This is a genomic window from Microcystis sp. LE19-131.1A (genome assembly GCF_027532015.1).
GTDB classification, from domain to species: Bacteria; Cyanobacteriota; Cyanobacteriia; order Cyanobacteriales; family Microcystaceae; genus Microcystis; species Microcystis ichthyoblabe_A.
In genome coordinates, this window is record NZ_JAPZSS010000083.1 from 15,249 (window position 1) to 30,808 (window position 15,560).

Sequence of the window (15,560 nt, forward strand, 5' to 3'; positions counted from 1 at the left end):
GTAGTCAAAAATACCAAATTTTGCCCCAGTCACAATAAAGTAGGGATCAAGCGCATTCGATCGAAGCAAGAATTTTCTCCCCAGTATCTATGAATCAATCAGAAAGTTGCGGTAAGGTCTATCTCGTCGGTGCGGGTCCCGGGGATCCCGGTTTGTTGACCTTAAAAGCAAAAGTTCTCCTAGAAAATGCCGATGTTGTCCTCTATGATGCCCTAGTCAGCCCCTCGATTCTAGCCATGATTAACCCCAAGGCCGAACAAATCCATGGGGGTAAGCGTCGCGGTCGTCATTCTCTGGTACAGGAGGAAATCACCGCTTTACTGATCCAAAAGGCCCAGACTAATGCCGTGGTTGTTCGTCTCAAGGGAGGTGATCCCTTTGTTTTTGGTCGCGGGGGTGAAGAAATGCTTGATCTGATTGCGGCCGGAATTAGCGTCGAGATCGTGCCGGGGATCACTTCAGGAATTGCCGTGCCTGCCTACGCTGGTATTCCCCTCACCCATCGCAATTATAGTTCTTCCGTTACCTTCGTCACCGGCCACGAGATGGCGGGTAAATATCGTCCTCAAGTTAACTGGTCAGCGATCGCCCATGGTGCAGAAACAATTGTCGTTTACATGGGTGTGCATAATTTACCCCATATTATCGGCGAGTTAACCAAGGCGGGCAGAAGTCCAGAAACACCAATCGCCCTGATTCGCTGGGGAACAACACCGCAACAACAGCAGTTAATCGGTACTTTCAGCACGATTATGGACCAGATTGAAGCCACCGGCTTTGAAGCCCCAGCGATCGCTGTTATCGGTGCAGTGGTGGACCTTCACGATCTCTTGCAAGCGGGACAACCTTTGCTATCGAGGACAATCCCCCCTACCCCCATTTCTCTCTGATTCGGTTGCCATGCGTCAATATCAAAAATCCCTGACGATTACCACCAGTCCCAAGAATTTCCATCGTCTCACTGCCCCCATAGAAGCGATCGTGGCTGAATCGGGCATAACGACGGGATTATGCAGTATATTTGTCTGTCACACCTCCGCTTCTTTGCTGATCCAAGAAAATGCCGATCCCGATGTTCTCACCGATTTGGCCAATTTCTTCGCCAAGTTAGTCCCGGAAGATAGCAGTCTCTACTATCACTCTACCGAAGGGCCAGACGATATGCCCGCTCACATTCGCTCGGTCCTAACCCGAACATCGGAACAAATCCCGATCGCTAGGGGTAAATTAGTTTTAGGGATATGGCAAGGTATCTATCTCTGGGAACACCGTCAGAGTCGTCACCAAAGACAAGTGGTGGTTCATATCACCGGGGTCTGAAGCGTTGCGTATAGTTTTGTAATAGAAACTTTACTCGTACCCCTCATCGGAGTAAGATTTTTTCCGTGTACGATCAAATTGTTCGCTTTTTGAACAAAGAACTTCATATTTCGTAACAAAAGGAAACAATTTATGCGAAAATTGTTCGCTCTGGCCCTGGTGCTATCCCTCTGGTTCACCTTTGCCGCTCCAGCGTCGGCTGATTTGTCCAATCTGACCCCTTGTAGCGAAAATCCCGCTTTCCTACAAAAAGCGAAGAGTTTCCGCAACACCACTCCCGACCCCGAATCGGGAGCCAAACGCGCTCAAATCTACTCCCAAGCTCTCTGTGGACCGGAAGGCTATCCACACCTAATTGTTGATGGTCGTTGGGACCACATGGGCGATTTCTTTATCCCTAGCATCCTATTCCTGTACATTACCGGTTGGATCGGTTGGGTTGGTCGGGCCTATTTAATCGCCGTGCGCGACGACAAAGATGCCGAAATGAAGGAAATCATCATCGATGTTCCCCTCGCTCTCAGCAAAATGTTAACGGGTTTTCTCTGGCCCTTGGCGGCTTTACAAGAAGCCACTTCCGGTAAATTAACCGTTAAGGATTCGGAAATTACCGTTTCCCCTCGTTAATTTTTGTGTCAAACCCTTGACTTTTTATTCCCTAGGAGAACTCAGATGGAAGGACTTACTAAATTTCTCTCGTCCGCACCCGTGTTAATTATGGCGCTGCTGACTTTCACTGCCGGGATTTTAATCGAATTCAATCGCTTTTATCCCGATCTCTTATTCCACCCGCTAGGTTAAAGCCAATCTCAGGTGATTAAAAGGGATACAGAGTCCACTGTATCCCTTTTTAATGGCAATGATCCCAGGGATTGGGGAATATTAAGAAAAGAAAGACACTGGAGACGACAGGCTCTCAAAATCGATAAGATACAGGTATCTGCAACCCCAGAGGTGGGACAAACCATGCTGTTAGATAGAGATTTGATGCTAGAAAAGCGGCTGCGGTATCAAGAATTACAAGAAAAATTAAAAGAGATTTGGCAGGGAGAAAACGTTCTCGAATCGGATGAATGCGATTATGATATCCTAGTTATCCCTTCTTTTAGTATCGATCAGAGAGTCGGTCAAAAAGTGGCGGGTTTTTTACATTACGAAGAAAGATTATTATTTTCTCTGATTCGATTGCGACACCCGAAAACTCGTTTAATCTATGTAACAGCGCAGCCACTTTCGCGGATGGTGATTGATTATTACCTGCAATTGTTGCCTGGGATTCCTTTTTCCCATGCTAATAATCGTCTGTTATTACTGACAACTCACGATAACTCTTTTCAACCTTTAACCCAAAAAATTCTGGACAGACCGCGCTTAGTAGCAAGAATCCGGCAAGCGTTGCGTCGAGATCGGGCCTACATGGTTTGTTTTAATTCTACTAATTTAGAGCGAGAATTGTCTTTACAATTAGATATTCCTTTATTTGCCTGTAGTCCAGATTTATTGTATTGGGGTTCTAAAAGTGGCAGTCGCGAGATTTTTGGTCAAGGCAATATTCCCCATCCTGACGGTAGTTTACAGGTAAATACGGTCAAAGATTTGTTATACGAAGCTGCTAGTTTGTGGTCCCGTCAACCGCAACTAAAACGCATGGTAGTGAAGTTAAATGAGGGGTTATCGGGAGAAGGAAATGCAGTTTTAGATTTACGTCCTTTAGGGGAAATTGTTGATAGTAACAGCCTAGATTTAAGCGAGAAAATGAATCTCTTGGCTAAACTATTAGACAAGATGAGTTTTCAAGCAAGCGATGAAAATTGGGAGAGTTTTTCTGGCAAAATTGCTGAATTAGGGGCAATTGTCGAAGCTTTTATTGAAGGAGAAGAAAAGCGATCGCCGAGTGTGCAAGGTTATATTACACCCACGGGAGAAGTGAAGATTCTTTCCACTCACGATCAAATTTTAGGGGGTCCCGATGGTCAAATTTATCTAGGTTGCCATTTTCCCGCTGATGAAAATTATCGCCTGCAATTACAGGAATTAGGTCTAAAAATAGGGGAAATTCTGGCAGCCAAGGGAGCAATTGAACGCTATGGAGTTGATTTCGTCGCTGTGAAAAATCCAGAAACTTTAGTCTGGGATCTACAGGCGATCGAAATTAATCTGCGAAAAGGAGGAACTACCCATCCTTTTATGACTTTGAAGCTTTTAACTAATGGTGAATACGATCAAAAAACCGGATTATTTTTCAGTCAACCTCACCAAGAAAAGTATTATATTGCCTCCGATAATCTCCACAAACCCCAATACAAAGGTTTACTTCCCGATGATTTAATGGATATTATTGCTAAACATCACTTACATTTTGATAGTAGCAGTAAAACGGGAACGGTTTTTCATCTCATGGGTGCGCTGTCAGAATTTGGTAAATTAGGGTTAACTTGTATCGGCAATTCTAGTAAGGAAGCGGCGGCAATTTATCAGCGTGTGGAACAGGTTTTAGATTGGGAAACAGAGCCTAGTTCCATAAATTTAGGTTATTATTCTGGATTACCGATCACTTGGATATAACTAGACTGATTTACTGGGTATAATTTTTTGTCTGAGAGATTTAATCATCCAAGCAGGCAGTTTCTGGCAGCCAATGACCGATAGTTTTACCTTGGTTAAAAGTTGTCTTGACTGCGATGCACTTAACTGGTTTAAATGACCTCTAAATATTTGCTATCGAGCAGAAATGAGCCTCGATCGAATTTTACACCCCAATAACCCCCCGGCCGGCGATCAATCACCGTGCCTATATCGTCAATATTGAGCAGATCCGGCGGCCGTAACATAGGCATGGGATCGGCGGTTTTCAGGTAAGGGGGAATGGCAATCAGACGGACTTTTCCCCCGATGCTAATTTCACTCATGGTACTGACTAGATGCGATCGTGATAATCTTCCAAGTTAGCATATTTCAAATCATTCTCAAGATAGATTCCCCAAAGAATAGGTGTTGTGTAAGCTGTTCTCGTCACCTTTTCCCCTTGGGTTGGGGTGTTGCCTGACCTAGCGGCGAGGGTGGCGATCGCTATCGGTACAATCAAAAAGACCCAAAATCTTAATCGCTAGTTAGGGAGAGGAATGTAAAGATTTATTAAATATAGAGAAATTGCGGCATGAGATATGATTGATATGGTTGCCTATTAGTCTAAGTCAAATGAACATTGAACAAGTTATCATTAAAAACCTAAGAAAACTTCCCTTAGAAAAACAACAAGAAGTGTTATCCTTCACCGAATCTCTCACCTCAAGAATTTCCCTCCCTTCCCCAGATTATAGTCTCACTCCCCAGGAAAAAGCTCAAAAATGGCAGAAAGTAATCGCTAAACTTCCTAAAACAAGTGCGAATTTACCTGATGAAGCTTTACACCGTGACACTATGTATGAAGACTAATGACTCAATATTTACTGGATACTAACATTTTGCTTCGGGCGGCTGATACGTCTTCAGCAACTTATTCTCTTGCTAATAATGTAATTACTCAAATCGTCGAAACAGCTAATGAATGTGTTATTATTCCTCAAGTTTTAATTGAATTTTGGGTAGTTGCAACCCGACCCCTTGATGTTAATGGTTTAGGTTGGACTCCAGCACAAGCTACAAATTATGTCAATGATTTATTAGATAACTTTACATTAATTGCAGAAACGCCGGATATTTTTCCCCTTTGGTTTCAATTAGTCACCATCTACAACATTAAAGGAAAACGCACTCATGATATTAGGCTTCTTGCTGTCATGAAAGCTTCTAACATTACCCATTTATTAACCTTTAATCCTGATGACTTTATCCCTATTCCCAATATTACCATCGTTCATCCTCAAGATTTCATTAATTCCCAATAATTAAGCAGCAAATCCGACATACCGCGCCACAATCCCTCACGGAAGGCAATAGGTCGCTTGAGAAGGGGTAAAACAGGGGAAAACACCTGAGACTCCTTCCCCTGTGAATCCCTAAGCTAGGGAGAGGAATGTAAGGATTTATTAAATTGTAACTTTTGATACAGTTGTGGGGGGGGGGATGTGTATAATCCCGTTGTCTCTCCCTGTAGTTGGGTTGGGGTGTTGCCTGACCTAGCAAAGAAACGACAAAAGTAGGCTAATAGCCTCAAAGCTAAGACTACAAGCTTACACATAAAAAACACTACTCAGGAGTAAGAAATGAAAAATTGGACTTTAGCCTTAGCTCTCGGAGCGGCTGCAACGACTACAATGATTGGCTTTGGAGTAAATCCTGCTTCGGCTGGAACTCTCACATGGAATTTCTCCTTCGATATAGATACAAACCTACTGCCTCCGTCCGACCCTGACTATACACCTTCCCCCACACCTGTTACGGGGACATTTATTACCGAAGATACTTTATCTACCGCTCCAGGACCTTTCCCTCCTTATGCCTCTTCAAGCTTTACCGGATATAAAGTTTTATCCATAACTGGAACACAGGGTACAGATCCTATAACTGCTCTGGTCCCCCAAGGCACTGGCTCTACCAGTTTATTATCTTCAGGATTCACGAATGATAATCTGTTTAATCCGGCAAATATTTCTCCTGTAGGAGGTGTAGGTGCTTTTAGTGCAGGGGGATTAGCCTACATAGAAGGTGGAGAAGAATATCGGCTACTTTATGATCAGGGTACATATATGGGGTGTTTAAGCCCGTGTGTTACTGTTCAAAACCTGGATGTAAAATTAGTTCCTGAACCCTCCTCAACCGCTGGACTTTTAGCTATTGGCTCCTTTGGTGCATTAGGTGCAGCTTCAACCCTGAAGCGCAAACTAAAATCATCCAAAACATCAGAAAACGAAACCACAAAAGTAGGCTAAATTGCTTACAAAATACGATAAATGCCCCTTCATTCAGTCAGTTGAGGGGGTTTATTGTATAATAGGGACATAATTAAATCAAGAGGATTTTGGTTATGCAACAGGTGACGATTGAGCTACCCACCACCATAATTAATGCTCTAGCCGCCTACAATCAAGAGCATAAGGTATCTTCTTCTGATACAGTACAAACGGCTATAGAATCATTTTTAATAGCGAAAGGCTATTTATCCAAACCGAAAAAATCTTTTCACTTATCTCCCGCACCCAAAGGAAGTGGCTATACTGACACATCCATCAATCATGACGCTGTTTTAGCCGAAATTACTCTGTCCCATAAATTACCTTAAGCTCAAATCTTGAAAGCGATTATTGCCGACACAACCCCCCTTTACGGAGCAATAGATACCAGTGATCAATATCATAGCAGAGCGCAAGCAGAGCTAAGACGCATAGAATCGGAAGATTTAACAGTTATTATCTCTTTCCCCGTATATATAGAAACTTACAGCTTGCTTCTATATAGATTAGGATTTGAACAAGCCAATCATTTCACACAAAATTGCTTAGAATCTGCTAATCTGATCAATCCGACAGAAGATCAGTATTTCGCAGCCATAGCAAAAGCTAAACAATTTCCTGATCAAACTATTACTATTGTTGATGCTTTGACTGCTATCATCTCAATCGAATTAGATCTACCTGTTTGGAGCTATGATTATCATTTTGATATAATGCGGGTGAAAGTATGGAGATAACCCTAAAGTGCCAACTAAAACCCTCCAAACCCTCAGAAAAGGAAACCACAAAAGTCTCCTAAAAAACATTAATAAAAAACTCGTAATCGCCCCTTCATTCAGTCAGTTGAGGTGGTTTATTTTTTACCTTTATTAACTTGATTAATAACAAATCAAACTTTAAAAACCCGCTCCATTCTCCCCATTTTCCCGCTTTCCTATACCTTTTAAACAGGATTTATTAGGGTCAACAAGAGTCTTAGGGAGACAAATTAATCAATACTTTTGCCCCTTGACCCTTGCCCCTTGACTCTTGCCTTTTTCAATCGGTTCCTAAAAAGGTCTTGATTTTAGGGAAATACAGTTAAAGGAATCCATTCGTAGGTGTTGACAATGCCTTGAAAATAATCATTAATAGTTTCTCTGGAATAGGGAACAACACCATCTTCACCAAACCAACGTTCATAAATTGTCACCGCTTGTTGTTGGTCGCTAACGATCCCTTCCATGAATTTTAATAGGGTATAATTAACCGTATCGCGCCATTTAGAATCATTTTCAGGTAAAGTACAGGCATAGGATTCGTAGGCGTAGGGATAGGAGGGAACTATGGCTAAATTATTAGGATTTTTAGCACTTTTCCTTAAACCTTCTAGGGTAATGCCATCACTGGCAAAACCATCAATTTCTCCCGCTTCTAGTTTTTGTAAACCCTCGCCACGATTTTTAACTTTGACCAAAATAGCGGCGGGTTGTTGGGTTTTAATTACCGATTCATTAGTAGTATTGGCAATCACTCCAATGCGTCTGCCTGCCAAGCTACCGATGTCATCGAGATTACTACCTTTGCGGGTTAACAATTGAGTGCCACTGGCAAAATAACTAACGGAAAAATCCACTTCATTTTCTCTTTTCCAAGTAAAAGTAGTGGAGCCACATTCGATATCTATCACCCCTGTTTTCAACTTTTCAAAACGATTTTGGGGATTAATCTCAACAATTTTTAACTTAATTGGCTTTCCTAACTTCCGTTCGGTTTCCTTGCGAATTAACTCTAACATATCAAGGCTGTAACCCACCCACTTGCCCTGGGAGTTGACAAAACCAAAGGGAATAGCATCTTTACGAGCGCCGGCAGTAATTACCCCAGTTTTTTGAATGCGATCGAAGATTGCTCCCGCAAGGCTAGAATGGTTACTGGTGACGGTTAAAGCTACTGTCATCGTCATGACGGCAAGTGTACGCTTCATTTTTTTCCCTAATCTGAAAGTGGCTCAAGTCTGGGACTGTTTTAGGAGACTGAGAGTTTCCCAGAGGAAGATTTTTTAGCGGCGATTGCTGGGGACAAAAAAAGAGGAGAGATGTTACTCTCTCCCCCTTTTAGTTTTTTCGACAACATTTTAAATTGTTTTTTCAGTTGTCGCTGTCGGGCCGAACCGCCCTTGCCTTTGTCGTTACGTCCCTGACGGCGGGGGGACTCCCATCGCTTAAGTCGCATAGTTTTTAATTCCAATTTAGTCAGTTATATTTTTTATTGTAACAGGTTTAACGTCAGTTTGGGTTAAGGAATGCTGAACTCTAGTTAACCAACCTTGTCCACCTAATTAGTATTTTCCCATGCTTAGTCAGCAACTTTGGCACAGCCATCAATATCTAGTACAAGCTTGTCTAGAACACCCTTTTGTGCGAGGTATCGCCACAGGAGAGCTTAAACGGGATTGTTTCGCTTTTTATGTCGGTCAAGATGCTTTTTTTCTGGAATCTTTCGCTCGTGCTTACAGTATCGCCGCCGCTAAAGCTCCCGATTGGCAGGGATTTACTAGCTTTCATCGGTTAGCGGCGGGGGTATTAAAGGAGTTAGAATTACATGAAAATTATGCTTTACAGTGGGGAGTTGACCTGAGAAAGGTTCAGCCCGCTAATGCCACCCGTCGCTATACGGATTTTCTTCTCGCTACCGCTTGGATGGGTGACATCGGTGCGATTGCTGTGGCGATGAGTCCCTGTATGCGTCTTTATGCTTATCTGGGTCAACAATTAGCCTTAGAACCAATTTCTGAGAATCCCTATCAAGCTTGGATTGATAGTTATAGTGGGGATGAATTTGAAGCTTTAGCAAGCCAGTTAGAGGAATTGGCGGATAAATACGCCCTGATGACCGAAAATATCTCTTTATCCTATCGTTATGCCCTTAGTTGTGAACTGGATTTCTTTAGTGCCGCCTGCAGCTGGGGCAAATCTTAAAATTTTTCCGTCACAATGTTAAGAAATATAAATGACGCTAAGATTAAGGTAAGCAAAATCGTCATTATAAAAATAATGTTCCCTTCGCAACCCGCCGAAAACGAACTCCTGAAAACCATCTTGGAACCTCTACTAGAGGATTTCACCTATTGGTTTTCCCGTTCCCGTCTTCTCCTCGAATCCGAGAGATTATCCTTTCTCAGCCTCGAGGAACAAAACGATTTATTAGCAAGAGTCAAAAACGCCCAACAGGAGGTAGCCACGGCTCATTTACTCTTTAAAACCACAGGTGGTCAGGTGGGTATCGAGGCCAAGATGTTGTTGCCTTGGCACCAGCTGGTGGCAGAGTGTTGGGGGGTCAGCAGTCGTCGTCGTCGATTACAGGGTTGGGGAGAATATCAATCTCCTCAAACTGACGCTTAACCTGAAACTTTTTTGGTAAGCTAGAGAATTGAGCGAATTTTTAGCATAAAGTTTTGGCAATTAGGAATATTCACACATAATTCATGGGAGACTCGGCCAATGTTACATCTGCTCTATATCCTCGCCTTCACAGTTATCGCTTTTTTGACCATTAATAATTTAATTCGGAGTCTGATTACTGTCAGCATGGATTCCCAGAAACGTCCTGCTAAATCGGCTAATTCCTATAATCCCTACGGTTATCCCATGACTTCCCATCCAGAACTTTTGGACGAGGCCGGACAACCGATTAATGAACCTCTGTTAGTGATTCGTTCTCTCACTGTCGAAGATGCTCGTCAACAGTTAGATGCCATTTATAATTCTTCTCCCAGTGCTACCAAAGAGCAAGATGAAGAAATCTAATTGGGGTTGGCTGAATAAATCTAAAAATCTTGTTGGGTAAGACTTTGAGACCTTTTTGAAATCCAAAAGTGCTAGGCAAGAGAGTGATCAGGGGGAAAATTCAGGTGCTTTTTCCCCGAAAATTAGGTAATTGACCTCCTCAAAATCGGTAAAACCCTACACCCCACACCCCACACCCTGCCCCCACCAGCAAACTTTTTCAGCAGACCCTAATTGGTTCTAGAATGGCAGTCCTTGAAAACAGATATATTTATCTACACGGTTTTGCTTCTGGCCCCCAATCAACAAAAGCGCAATTTTTGAGACATTGTTGGCAAAAGAGGGGTTTAGCAATGGAAATTCCCGATCTTAACGGTGATGACTTTTCTAGCTTAACTCTCACTCGTCAGATTGTTCAAGTCGGCCAATTGATTGAACAATCTCAGTTTCCCGTTACACTGATTGGTTCCAGTTTTGGCGGTTTAACGGCAGCTTGGCTGGCAGAAACTTATTTTCAGGTGCAAAGGCTCGTTTTATTAGCTCCCGCTTTTAATTTCGGGCCGATTTGGTTAGGACAATTGGGAGCGGAAACCCTAGCCAATTGGCAAAAATCTGGGAGTTTATTGGTTTATCACTATGGTTATCGTCGTTATCTGCCGATTTATTACAAGTTTATCGAGGATTTAGCTAATTATCCCCAAGAAAAGTTAATCAGGCAGCTCCCCACCCTAATTATTCATGGTCGTGCCGATGAGGTGATTCCCCCAGAAAATAGTCGCTATTATGCTTTTTCTCGTCCTTGGGTACAGTTAATCGAATTAGATAGCGATCATGCCCTTACCGATGTTTTGACGAGGATATGGGCTGAAATGCAATTATTACTAGACATCGGTCTTTAGGCGATCATCGAAAATTTTGGGCCTGAAACCCCGTCGTTCTACGACGGCTTTACTGTTAAATATGAGCATCGTTTACGAAATATATGCTAAAATGTGAGGTATGGAAAAAGCCTATTCGTTTCGATTTTACCCCACACCCGAACAAGAGTCGCTATTGCGGCGCACTTTGGGCTGTGTAAGATTGGTTTACAATAAAGCTCTCCATCTCAGAACACAAGCTTGGTATGAAAGACAAGAAAGAGTAGGATATACTGAAACTTCTTCAATGTTGACCGAGTGGAAAAAACAAGAAGAATTAGAGTTTTTAAACGAAGTTAGCTGTGTACCTTTACAACAAGGGTTAAGGCATTTACAAACAGCTTTTACTAATTTCTTTACTGGTCGTACTAAGTATCCTAACTTTAAGAAAAAACATCAGGGAGGAAGTGCCGAATTTACCAAGTCTGCTTTTAAATTTAAAGACAGACAAATCTATTTAGCTAAATGCACAGAACCTCTACCTATTCGGTGGTCACGACAAATACCAGAAAGCTGTGAACCAAGCACAGTAACAGTCAGATTACATCCTTCTGGACGTTGGCATATCTCAATAAGATTTGATGACCCAACAATTAAGCCTTTCCCAGTAACAGATAAAGCCATTGGAATTGACTTAGGAATTAGTAGCATTGTGATTACCAGCGATGGCGATAAAGTATCTAATCCTAGGCATTTTAAAAAGCATTATCGGAGACTGCGAAAGGCACAAAAAAGCCTTTCTCGAAAACAGAAAGGCTCAAAAAATCGGGAAAAAGCAAGAATCAAAGTAGCCAAGATTCACGCTCAAATGACCGATAGCAGAAAAGACCGTTTACACAAGCTAACCACTCAATTAGTTCGTGAAAATCAAACGATTGTGGTTGAGAATTTAGCCGTTAAGAATATGGTCAAAAACCCGAAATTATCTCAGGCAATATCTGATGTAAGCTGGGGAGAAATAACCCGACAATTAGCCTATAAATGCCGTTGGTATGGAAGAAATTACATCGAAATAGATAGATGGTTTCCTAGCTCTAAAAGGTGTAGTAATTGCGGGTATATTGCTGAGAAAATGCCGTTAAATGTTCGAGAATGGGATTGTCCAGACTGTGGGACGCACCATGACCGAGATATTAACGCAAGTAAAAATATTTTGGCCGCAGGGCTTGCGGTGTCAGTCTGTAGAGCGACCTGATGACCAGAACAGAGTAAATCTGTTAAGGCAGGTGCGAAAAATCCTTCGGGAAAGAAGCAGAAACCTAAATCGTGAGGTTTGGGAATCACCGTCCGTTTACGGCGGTGAGGATGTCAAGAGCCTTCAAGCCGACATTTTAGGTAAAGACTTTCAGGGTGTTTTGCTTGACGACTCAAATGGACTTGCTATCGGAACAATAAAAGCTTAACTTTCTGTGCGCGATGCTAAATAACAAACTACAACTTCTGTTAACCAGGGTAGGCCCATGGACCGTTGCTGGTCTGCTCGGCGGTTTGATCGGCTCTCTGGCTGCGGTACTGCTGACTGAGGCAATTAAGCAAACCCTGAGAATTGCCTCTGACCTAGGTAACTTTTGGCTACTGCTGCTGCCGCTGGTGGGCGTTACCTTAGCAGTGCTAGTCCTGTTTGGACTGGGTAAGGGCCAACCTGTGCAGACCTTAGCTCCCCGCGAGGCCACTGCCTCTGGCCGCTGGGGTTCTCTCATGGCCTGGTACTCCTTCCCCCATGACATTGCTCGCGCCGACCTGACTGGTGACGTGGTGAACGCATCCGGTGCCGAAGAGCGCTTCCCCTGGAATCTAGCCCCCTTGCGCGCCCTGGCCATCCTCTCCACCGTTGGACTGGGTGCGCCCATGGGAACAGAATCACCGGCGGCTCATATTGGCGTGGCGACGGGGACCTGGTTGGGTAGCATAAATCCAGCCCTGCGTCAACTGGTGCGGCCCCTGGCCATCGGTGGCGGTGCGGCCAGTGTTTCTGCCCTGATGGGAATCCCTCTGGTGGGCAGCTTTTTTATGTTTGAGTTGAGTCAGCGACGCCAGGTTCCGATCACCCCGGAGCGGGCAGCGGCGATGTTAGCCGGGGGACTGGTGGGATGGGGAGTCAACGCTGCCTTTAAGCTGCAACTGATCCGGCTGGTGGTGCCGCAGGTTGCCCCGACTGACTTCTGGGATGCGGTGGGTGCCACTTTATCGATCGGAGCGATCGCTGGCATGATTACAGCCCTCACCGGTGAGGCGATCTACTGGGCCAGAGGCTTACGGGACAGGCCCGCCACTCGTCTCCTCATTGGTGGCCTGATGATGCTATTATTGGCGATCGTGATCGGACGGGTGGCGACTCCGGCAGCGGCTTTTGGGCCGGGGGGAGCTGCTATCGTCTGGGCCGAAAACATTAAAACAACTCCTTACCATCTGTTAGCGGTAGCTCTGCTCCGGGCCGCGGCCACCACCGCTGCGGTTTTAGCCGGGGGCTGTGGCGGCGTGTTTGTCCCTTTTCTGGCGATCGGCGACCTCAGTGGCCGGGTGTTCGCCACCACCTTTGAGATTTCGGGGGATCTGGCGGGTGCGGCGGGGGCAGCGGCCGGTATTGCTGGTGGCTATCGCCTACCTTTGACTGCCGTAGCGATGGTGCTGGGGGTGGGGGGGCCGGGGGCAGCCCAGCTAACCTGCCTTGCTACAGTGGTGGTTGCTGCCCTTTCGGGATTGGTGGCCGCACGGGCAGCCAATCAACTCTCTAGTTCCCTCCGGGCAATGATCCGCTAGAAGCCACGGTCAGGGGAATTACTGTGATATCTAGAGGGGGCAAGTTCTTTGCGCCCCTAATTTTGGGATTGTTGTCTAACGCAATCTACCAGATCAGCGATCGCACTCAACTTAATATCAACAGACTTTCTGTTTCACTATCAAAAATCAAATATACACAACTCTGTGGGATTGCTTCCGTCATCTTCTAATTTCAGAATGTCTTGATATTCCCTAAATTTATTGCCAATAATAGAATAGGTTTGTTCAGGAAGTAAAATTTTTATTCTCATAAAAATATTGCTATAATTACTCCAGAAAAGCTGGCGATTTCTAAGTTGCTTTTCATCATTATTTCCAAGGTATATATTATTGACAATTAAGTTCACTAAGTCTCGAAAATTGTTATAATTAATAGCTCCTATTAAATTTCTAAAGTTTTGCCTAGCTACTAGAGAAATAAGAGCTTGTTTCTGATGATTGTTATAATTATTTTTTAGCCATGAAACTAATAGTGGAAATTTAATAGCAATATCTATCGAAAGATTACTTAAAATAAAATCAACCGAAGAAGCTTGTTCTCTCTCTGGCATTTGATCAAGGCAACGCAATAACCAATCAACGGTATCGCTATTTACTTGATTGCTCTTGATAAAGTACGGAGAAATTTCTGCAATATATTCGCTAAAAATTGGGATAGGCGGTAGTGTATATTTATCTCTATTTACTAATTCACTAGGCGTTAAGTTTCGATACTGTTGCAATTGAAAAAACGGCAAGGGTAATCCAATGAAATAGATCATTGTCCCAAATAATGTTGAAGATCGTTAAAAATGACTGCATTGTGTTAGGTTACTCAAATATTTGTAGGTAGATTACTGCTTTACTTTGGTACAAATTGTACTTGACAAACGACACGGAGTATAGAGTGCCAGCTTGACAACCTTTGAGTCGGTCTCGGAGACACTCAATGGGTTAACCTAAGAATGAACAGCGGTCGGCATTCCCCAGTTAGTTATTATGGCAAAAGGCTTTGGTCAGCTAGTTTTGACCCGCCAGCAGCAACAAGAAGCAAAGCTCTTGAGAAAGATTGTTCTTCAGCATTTTCAGCATTTGCCAGACCCCAGAGTCAGCCGCAAAAAAGACTATACCTATAAAGTCCCTTCAATTTTACGGCGAATCACCTCCTCCATTTGACGTAAACCCTCCTCCGTACTAGGGAAATTATACCTGATCGCATTCGGATCACGACGACTCATCAACGCCCGCAAAGCCTCATCATCCTCACGGTGTTGTAGAACATAGGCTCTGAGAGTGGACTTGCTCATTTCGTTAAAATTAGGCTTCATTTGGCAAAAACTCCCAATTTCCATCGGCATAAATAATCAATTCAATGTCTTCACCTGCCAAGATATAAATTTCGCCCCGTAACGGGTCAAATCGGAATAAAACAATATCCCGAAATCCATCCGAGAGACTTTGGCAAAGCTCAACCGACTTAATAGCTTGCTGTGTGGTTAACGAAAACAACTTACCTCCAAATGATAACACCTTTTCAGTTTACTCTAATTACCCTCAACCCTCACAAGCCCACCCATTAGTAAATTCTCAAAAAGTGCTGGTAGAAAAGCCATAGCCTAGTACCTAGGCGGTCAAACAGCCTAAGTAATACCAAATCCGCCTTGGAAAGTAAAGTAACAAATTAAGAATAAGTAAGCCAATAATAGTTGGTCAAGTTTTTCTGAGAGGGGGACAAGCGAGCTAGAAGTTAGATAGGGCAAGCAATATCGCTCTTTGTCCTTTGATGTAATCCTTCAACCGATAGCGGCTAATTTGCATTAGCTCTTCTATATTTTTTTGGAACATTTGATGTAGCTGGAGCCAATGATAGAGATGTTGACCCACATAAAAACTGCTGTGTCTGC

At 43.6% G+C, this 15,560-nt stretch carries 22 protein-coding genes and 1 pseudogene; 16 read left to right on the plus strand and 7 right to left on the minus strand.

Annotated features, from left to right (window positions below):
* Nucleotides 1-89: 89 nt before the first annotated feature.
* The 5 genes from cobA to O9323_RS07520 all read left to right on the plus strand — a co-directional run bounded on the left by cobA (nucleotide 90) and on the right by O9323_RS07520 (nucleotide 3,885).
* Entirely contained in the window at nucleotides 90-890 is an 801-nt protein-coding gene (gene cobA / locus O9323_RS07500) for a uroporphyrinogen-III C-methyltransferase (RefSeq protein ID WP_288124900.1), read from the plus strand.
* Nucleotides 891-900: 10 nt separating this feature from the next.
* Entirely contained in the window at nucleotides 901-1,320 is a 420-nt protein-coding gene (locus tag O9323_RS07505; RefSeq protein ID WP_008201139.1) for a secondary thiamine-phosphate synthase enzyme YjbQ, read from the plus strand.
* A gap of 132 nt (nucleotides 1,321-1,452) precedes the next feature.
* Nucleotides 1,453-1,947, plus strand: a complete 495-nt coding sequence (locus O9323_RS07510; RefSeq protein WP_002750624.1) for a photosystem I reaction center subunit III — start codon at nucleotides 1,453-1,455, stop codon at nucleotides 1,945-1,947.
* Nucleotides 1,948-1,992: 45 nt separating this feature from the next.
* Nucleotides 1,993-2,121, plus strand: a complete 129-nt coding sequence (gene psaJ, locus O9323_RS07515) for a photosystem I reaction center subunit IX (protein WP_002738148.1) — start codon at nucleotides 1,993-1,995, stop codon at nucleotides 2,119-2,121.
* Nucleotides 2,122-2,286: 165 nt separating this feature from the next.
* Complete coding sequence (locus tag O9323_RS07520; RefSeq protein WP_288124903.1) at nucleotides 2,287-3,885, plus strand: peptide ligase PGM1-related protein; 1,599 nt, start codon at nucleotides 2,287-2,289, stop codon at nucleotides 3,883-3,885.
* Between the two features lie 131 nt (nucleotides 3,886-4,016).
* Here O9323_RS07520 and sipA read toward each other — a convergent pair whose 3' ends face one another.
* Entirely contained in the window at nucleotides 4,017-4,229 is a 213-nt protein-coding gene (gene sipA / locus O9323_RS07525) for a regulatory protein SipA (protein ID WP_002738252.1), read from the minus strand.
* Between the two features lie 8 nt (nucleotides 4,230-4,237).
* Nucleotides 4,238-4,405, minus strand: coding sequence for a hypothetical protein (locus O9323_RS07530; RefSeq protein WP_002750622.1), 168 nt, complete (start codon nucleotides 4,403-4,405; stop codon nucleotides 4,238-4,240).
* Nucleotides 4,406-4,518: 113 nt separating this feature from the next.
* Between O9323_RS07530 and O9323_RS07535 the strand changes: the two genes are divergently transcribed.
* From O9323_RS07535 to O9323_RS07555, 5 genes are all read left to right on the plus strand, one after another.
* Entirely contained in the window at nucleotides 4,519-4,755 is a 237-nt protein-coding gene (locus O9323_RS07535) for a hypothetical protein (protein ID WP_008202209.1), read from the plus strand.
* A complete protein-coding gene (locus tag O9323_RS07540) occupies nucleotides 4,755-5,207 on the plus strand; it encodes a type II toxin-antitoxin system VapC family toxin (RefSeq protein ID WP_002750618.1) in 453 nt (150 codons plus the stop codon). Before O9323_RS07535 ends, O9323_RS07540 begins: the two co-directional genes overlap by 1 nt.
* 318 nt (nucleotides 5,208-5,525) lie before the next feature.
* On the plus strand, nucleotides 5,526-6,191 hold the full coding sequence (locus tag O9323_RS07545) for a PEP-CTERM sorting domain-containing protein (protein WP_024968433.1): 666 nt from the start codon (nucleotides 5,526-5,528) through the stop codon (nucleotides 6,189-6,191).
* Nucleotides 6,192-6,286: 95 nt separating this feature from the next.
* On the plus strand, nucleotides 6,287-6,541 hold the full coding sequence (locus O9323_RS07550; RefSeq protein ID WP_002750614.1) for a hypothetical protein: 255 nt from the start codon (nucleotides 6,287-6,289) through the stop codon (nucleotides 6,539-6,541).
* Between the two features lie 9 nt (nucleotides 6,542-6,550).
* A complete protein-coding gene (locus tag O9323_RS07555; RefSeq protein WP_002750612.1) occupies nucleotides 6,551-6,949 on the plus strand; it encodes a type II toxin-antitoxin system VapC family toxin in 399 nt (132 codons plus the stop codon).
* Between the two features lie 329 nt (nucleotides 6,950-7,278).
* On the opposite strand, the gene O9323_RS07560 is transcribed toward O9323_RS07555, so the two are convergent.
* Nucleotides 7,279-8,178, minus strand: coding sequence for an amino acid ABC transporter substrate-binding protein (locus O9323_RS07560; RefSeq protein ID WP_002750610.1), 900 nt, complete (start codon nucleotides 8,176-8,178; stop codon nucleotides 7,279-7,281).
* Nucleotides 8,179-8,219: 41 nt separating this feature from the next.
* Nucleotides 8,220-8,426: a hypothetical protein gene (locus tag O9323_RS07565; protein ID WP_002732891.1), complete on the minus strand. Its 207-nt coding sequence runs from the start codon at nucleotides 8,424-8,426 to the stop codon at nucleotides 8,220-8,222.
* Nucleotides 8,427-8,545: 119 nt separating this feature from the next.
* On the opposite strand from O9323_RS07565, the gene O9323_RS07570 reads away from it, so the two are divergent.
* The 6 genes and pseudogenes from O9323_RS07570 (at nucleotide 8,546) to O9323_RS07600 (ending at nucleotide 13,656) form a co-directional block, all read left to right on the plus strand.
* The gene (locus O9323_RS07570) at nucleotides 8,546-9,172 is read left to right on the plus strand and encodes a TenA family protein (RefSeq protein WP_002750608.1); all 627 of its coding nucleotides are present in this window, start codon (nucleotides 8,546-8,548) and stop codon (nucleotides 9,170-9,172) included.
* A 15-nt stretch (nucleotides 9,173-9,187) separates the two neighbouring features.
* Entirely contained in the window at nucleotides 9,188-9,595 is a 408-nt protein-coding gene (locus O9323_RS07575; protein ID WP_002777118.1) for a DUF2605 domain-containing protein, read from the plus strand.
* Between the two features lie 99 nt (nucleotides 9,596-9,694).
* Nucleotides 9,695-10,000, plus strand: coding sequence for a DUF2973 domain-containing protein (locus O9323_RS07580; protein WP_002732775.1), 306 nt, complete (start codon nucleotides 9,695-9,697; stop codon nucleotides 9,998-10,000).
* Nucleotides 10,001-10,224: 224 nt separating this feature from the next.
* A complete protein-coding gene (locus O9323_RS07590) occupies nucleotides 10,225-10,878 on the plus strand; it encodes a YqiA/YcfP family alpha/beta fold hydrolase (RefSeq protein ID WP_024970624.1) in 654 nt (217 codons plus the stop codon).
* Between the two features lie 100 nt (nucleotides 10,879-10,978).
* Nucleotides 10,979-12,166 (plus strand): annotated as a pseudogene (locus O9323_RS07595) (RNA-guided endonuclease InsQ/TnpB family protein).
* A gap of 146 nt (nucleotides 12,167-12,312) precedes the next feature.
* On the plus strand, nucleotides 12,313-13,656 hold the full coding sequence (locus tag O9323_RS07600; RefSeq protein WP_002754652.1) for a chloride channel protein: 1,344 nt from the start codon (nucleotides 12,313-12,315) through the stop codon (nucleotides 13,654-13,656).
* A 140-nt stretch (nucleotides 13,657-13,796) separates the two neighbouring features.
* On the opposite strand, the gene O9323_RS07605 is transcribed toward O9323_RS07600, so the two are convergent.
* The 3 genes from O9323_RS07605 to O9323_RS22855 form a co-directional block, all read right to left on the minus strand.
* On the minus strand, nucleotides 13,797-14,438 hold the full coding sequence (locus tag O9323_RS07605; RefSeq protein WP_149106897.1) for an EH signature domain-containing protein: 642 nt from the start codon (nucleotides 14,436-14,438) through the stop codon (nucleotides 13,797-13,799).
* Between the two features lie 348 nt (nucleotides 14,439-14,786).
* A complete protein-coding gene (locus O9323_RS07610; RefSeq protein WP_002736866.1) occupies nucleotides 14,787-14,984 on the minus strand; it encodes a DUF6887 family protein in 198 nt (65 codons plus the stop codon).
* On the minus strand, nucleotides 14,974-15,186 hold the full coding sequence (locus O9323_RS22855) for a DUF6888 family protein (RefSeq protein WP_036397117.1): 213 nt from the start codon (nucleotides 15,184-15,186) through the stop codon (nucleotides 14,974-14,976). Before O9323_RS22855 ends, O9323_RS07610 begins: the two co-directional genes overlap by 11 nt.
* Nucleotides 15,187-15,560 lie beyond the last annotated feature (374 nt).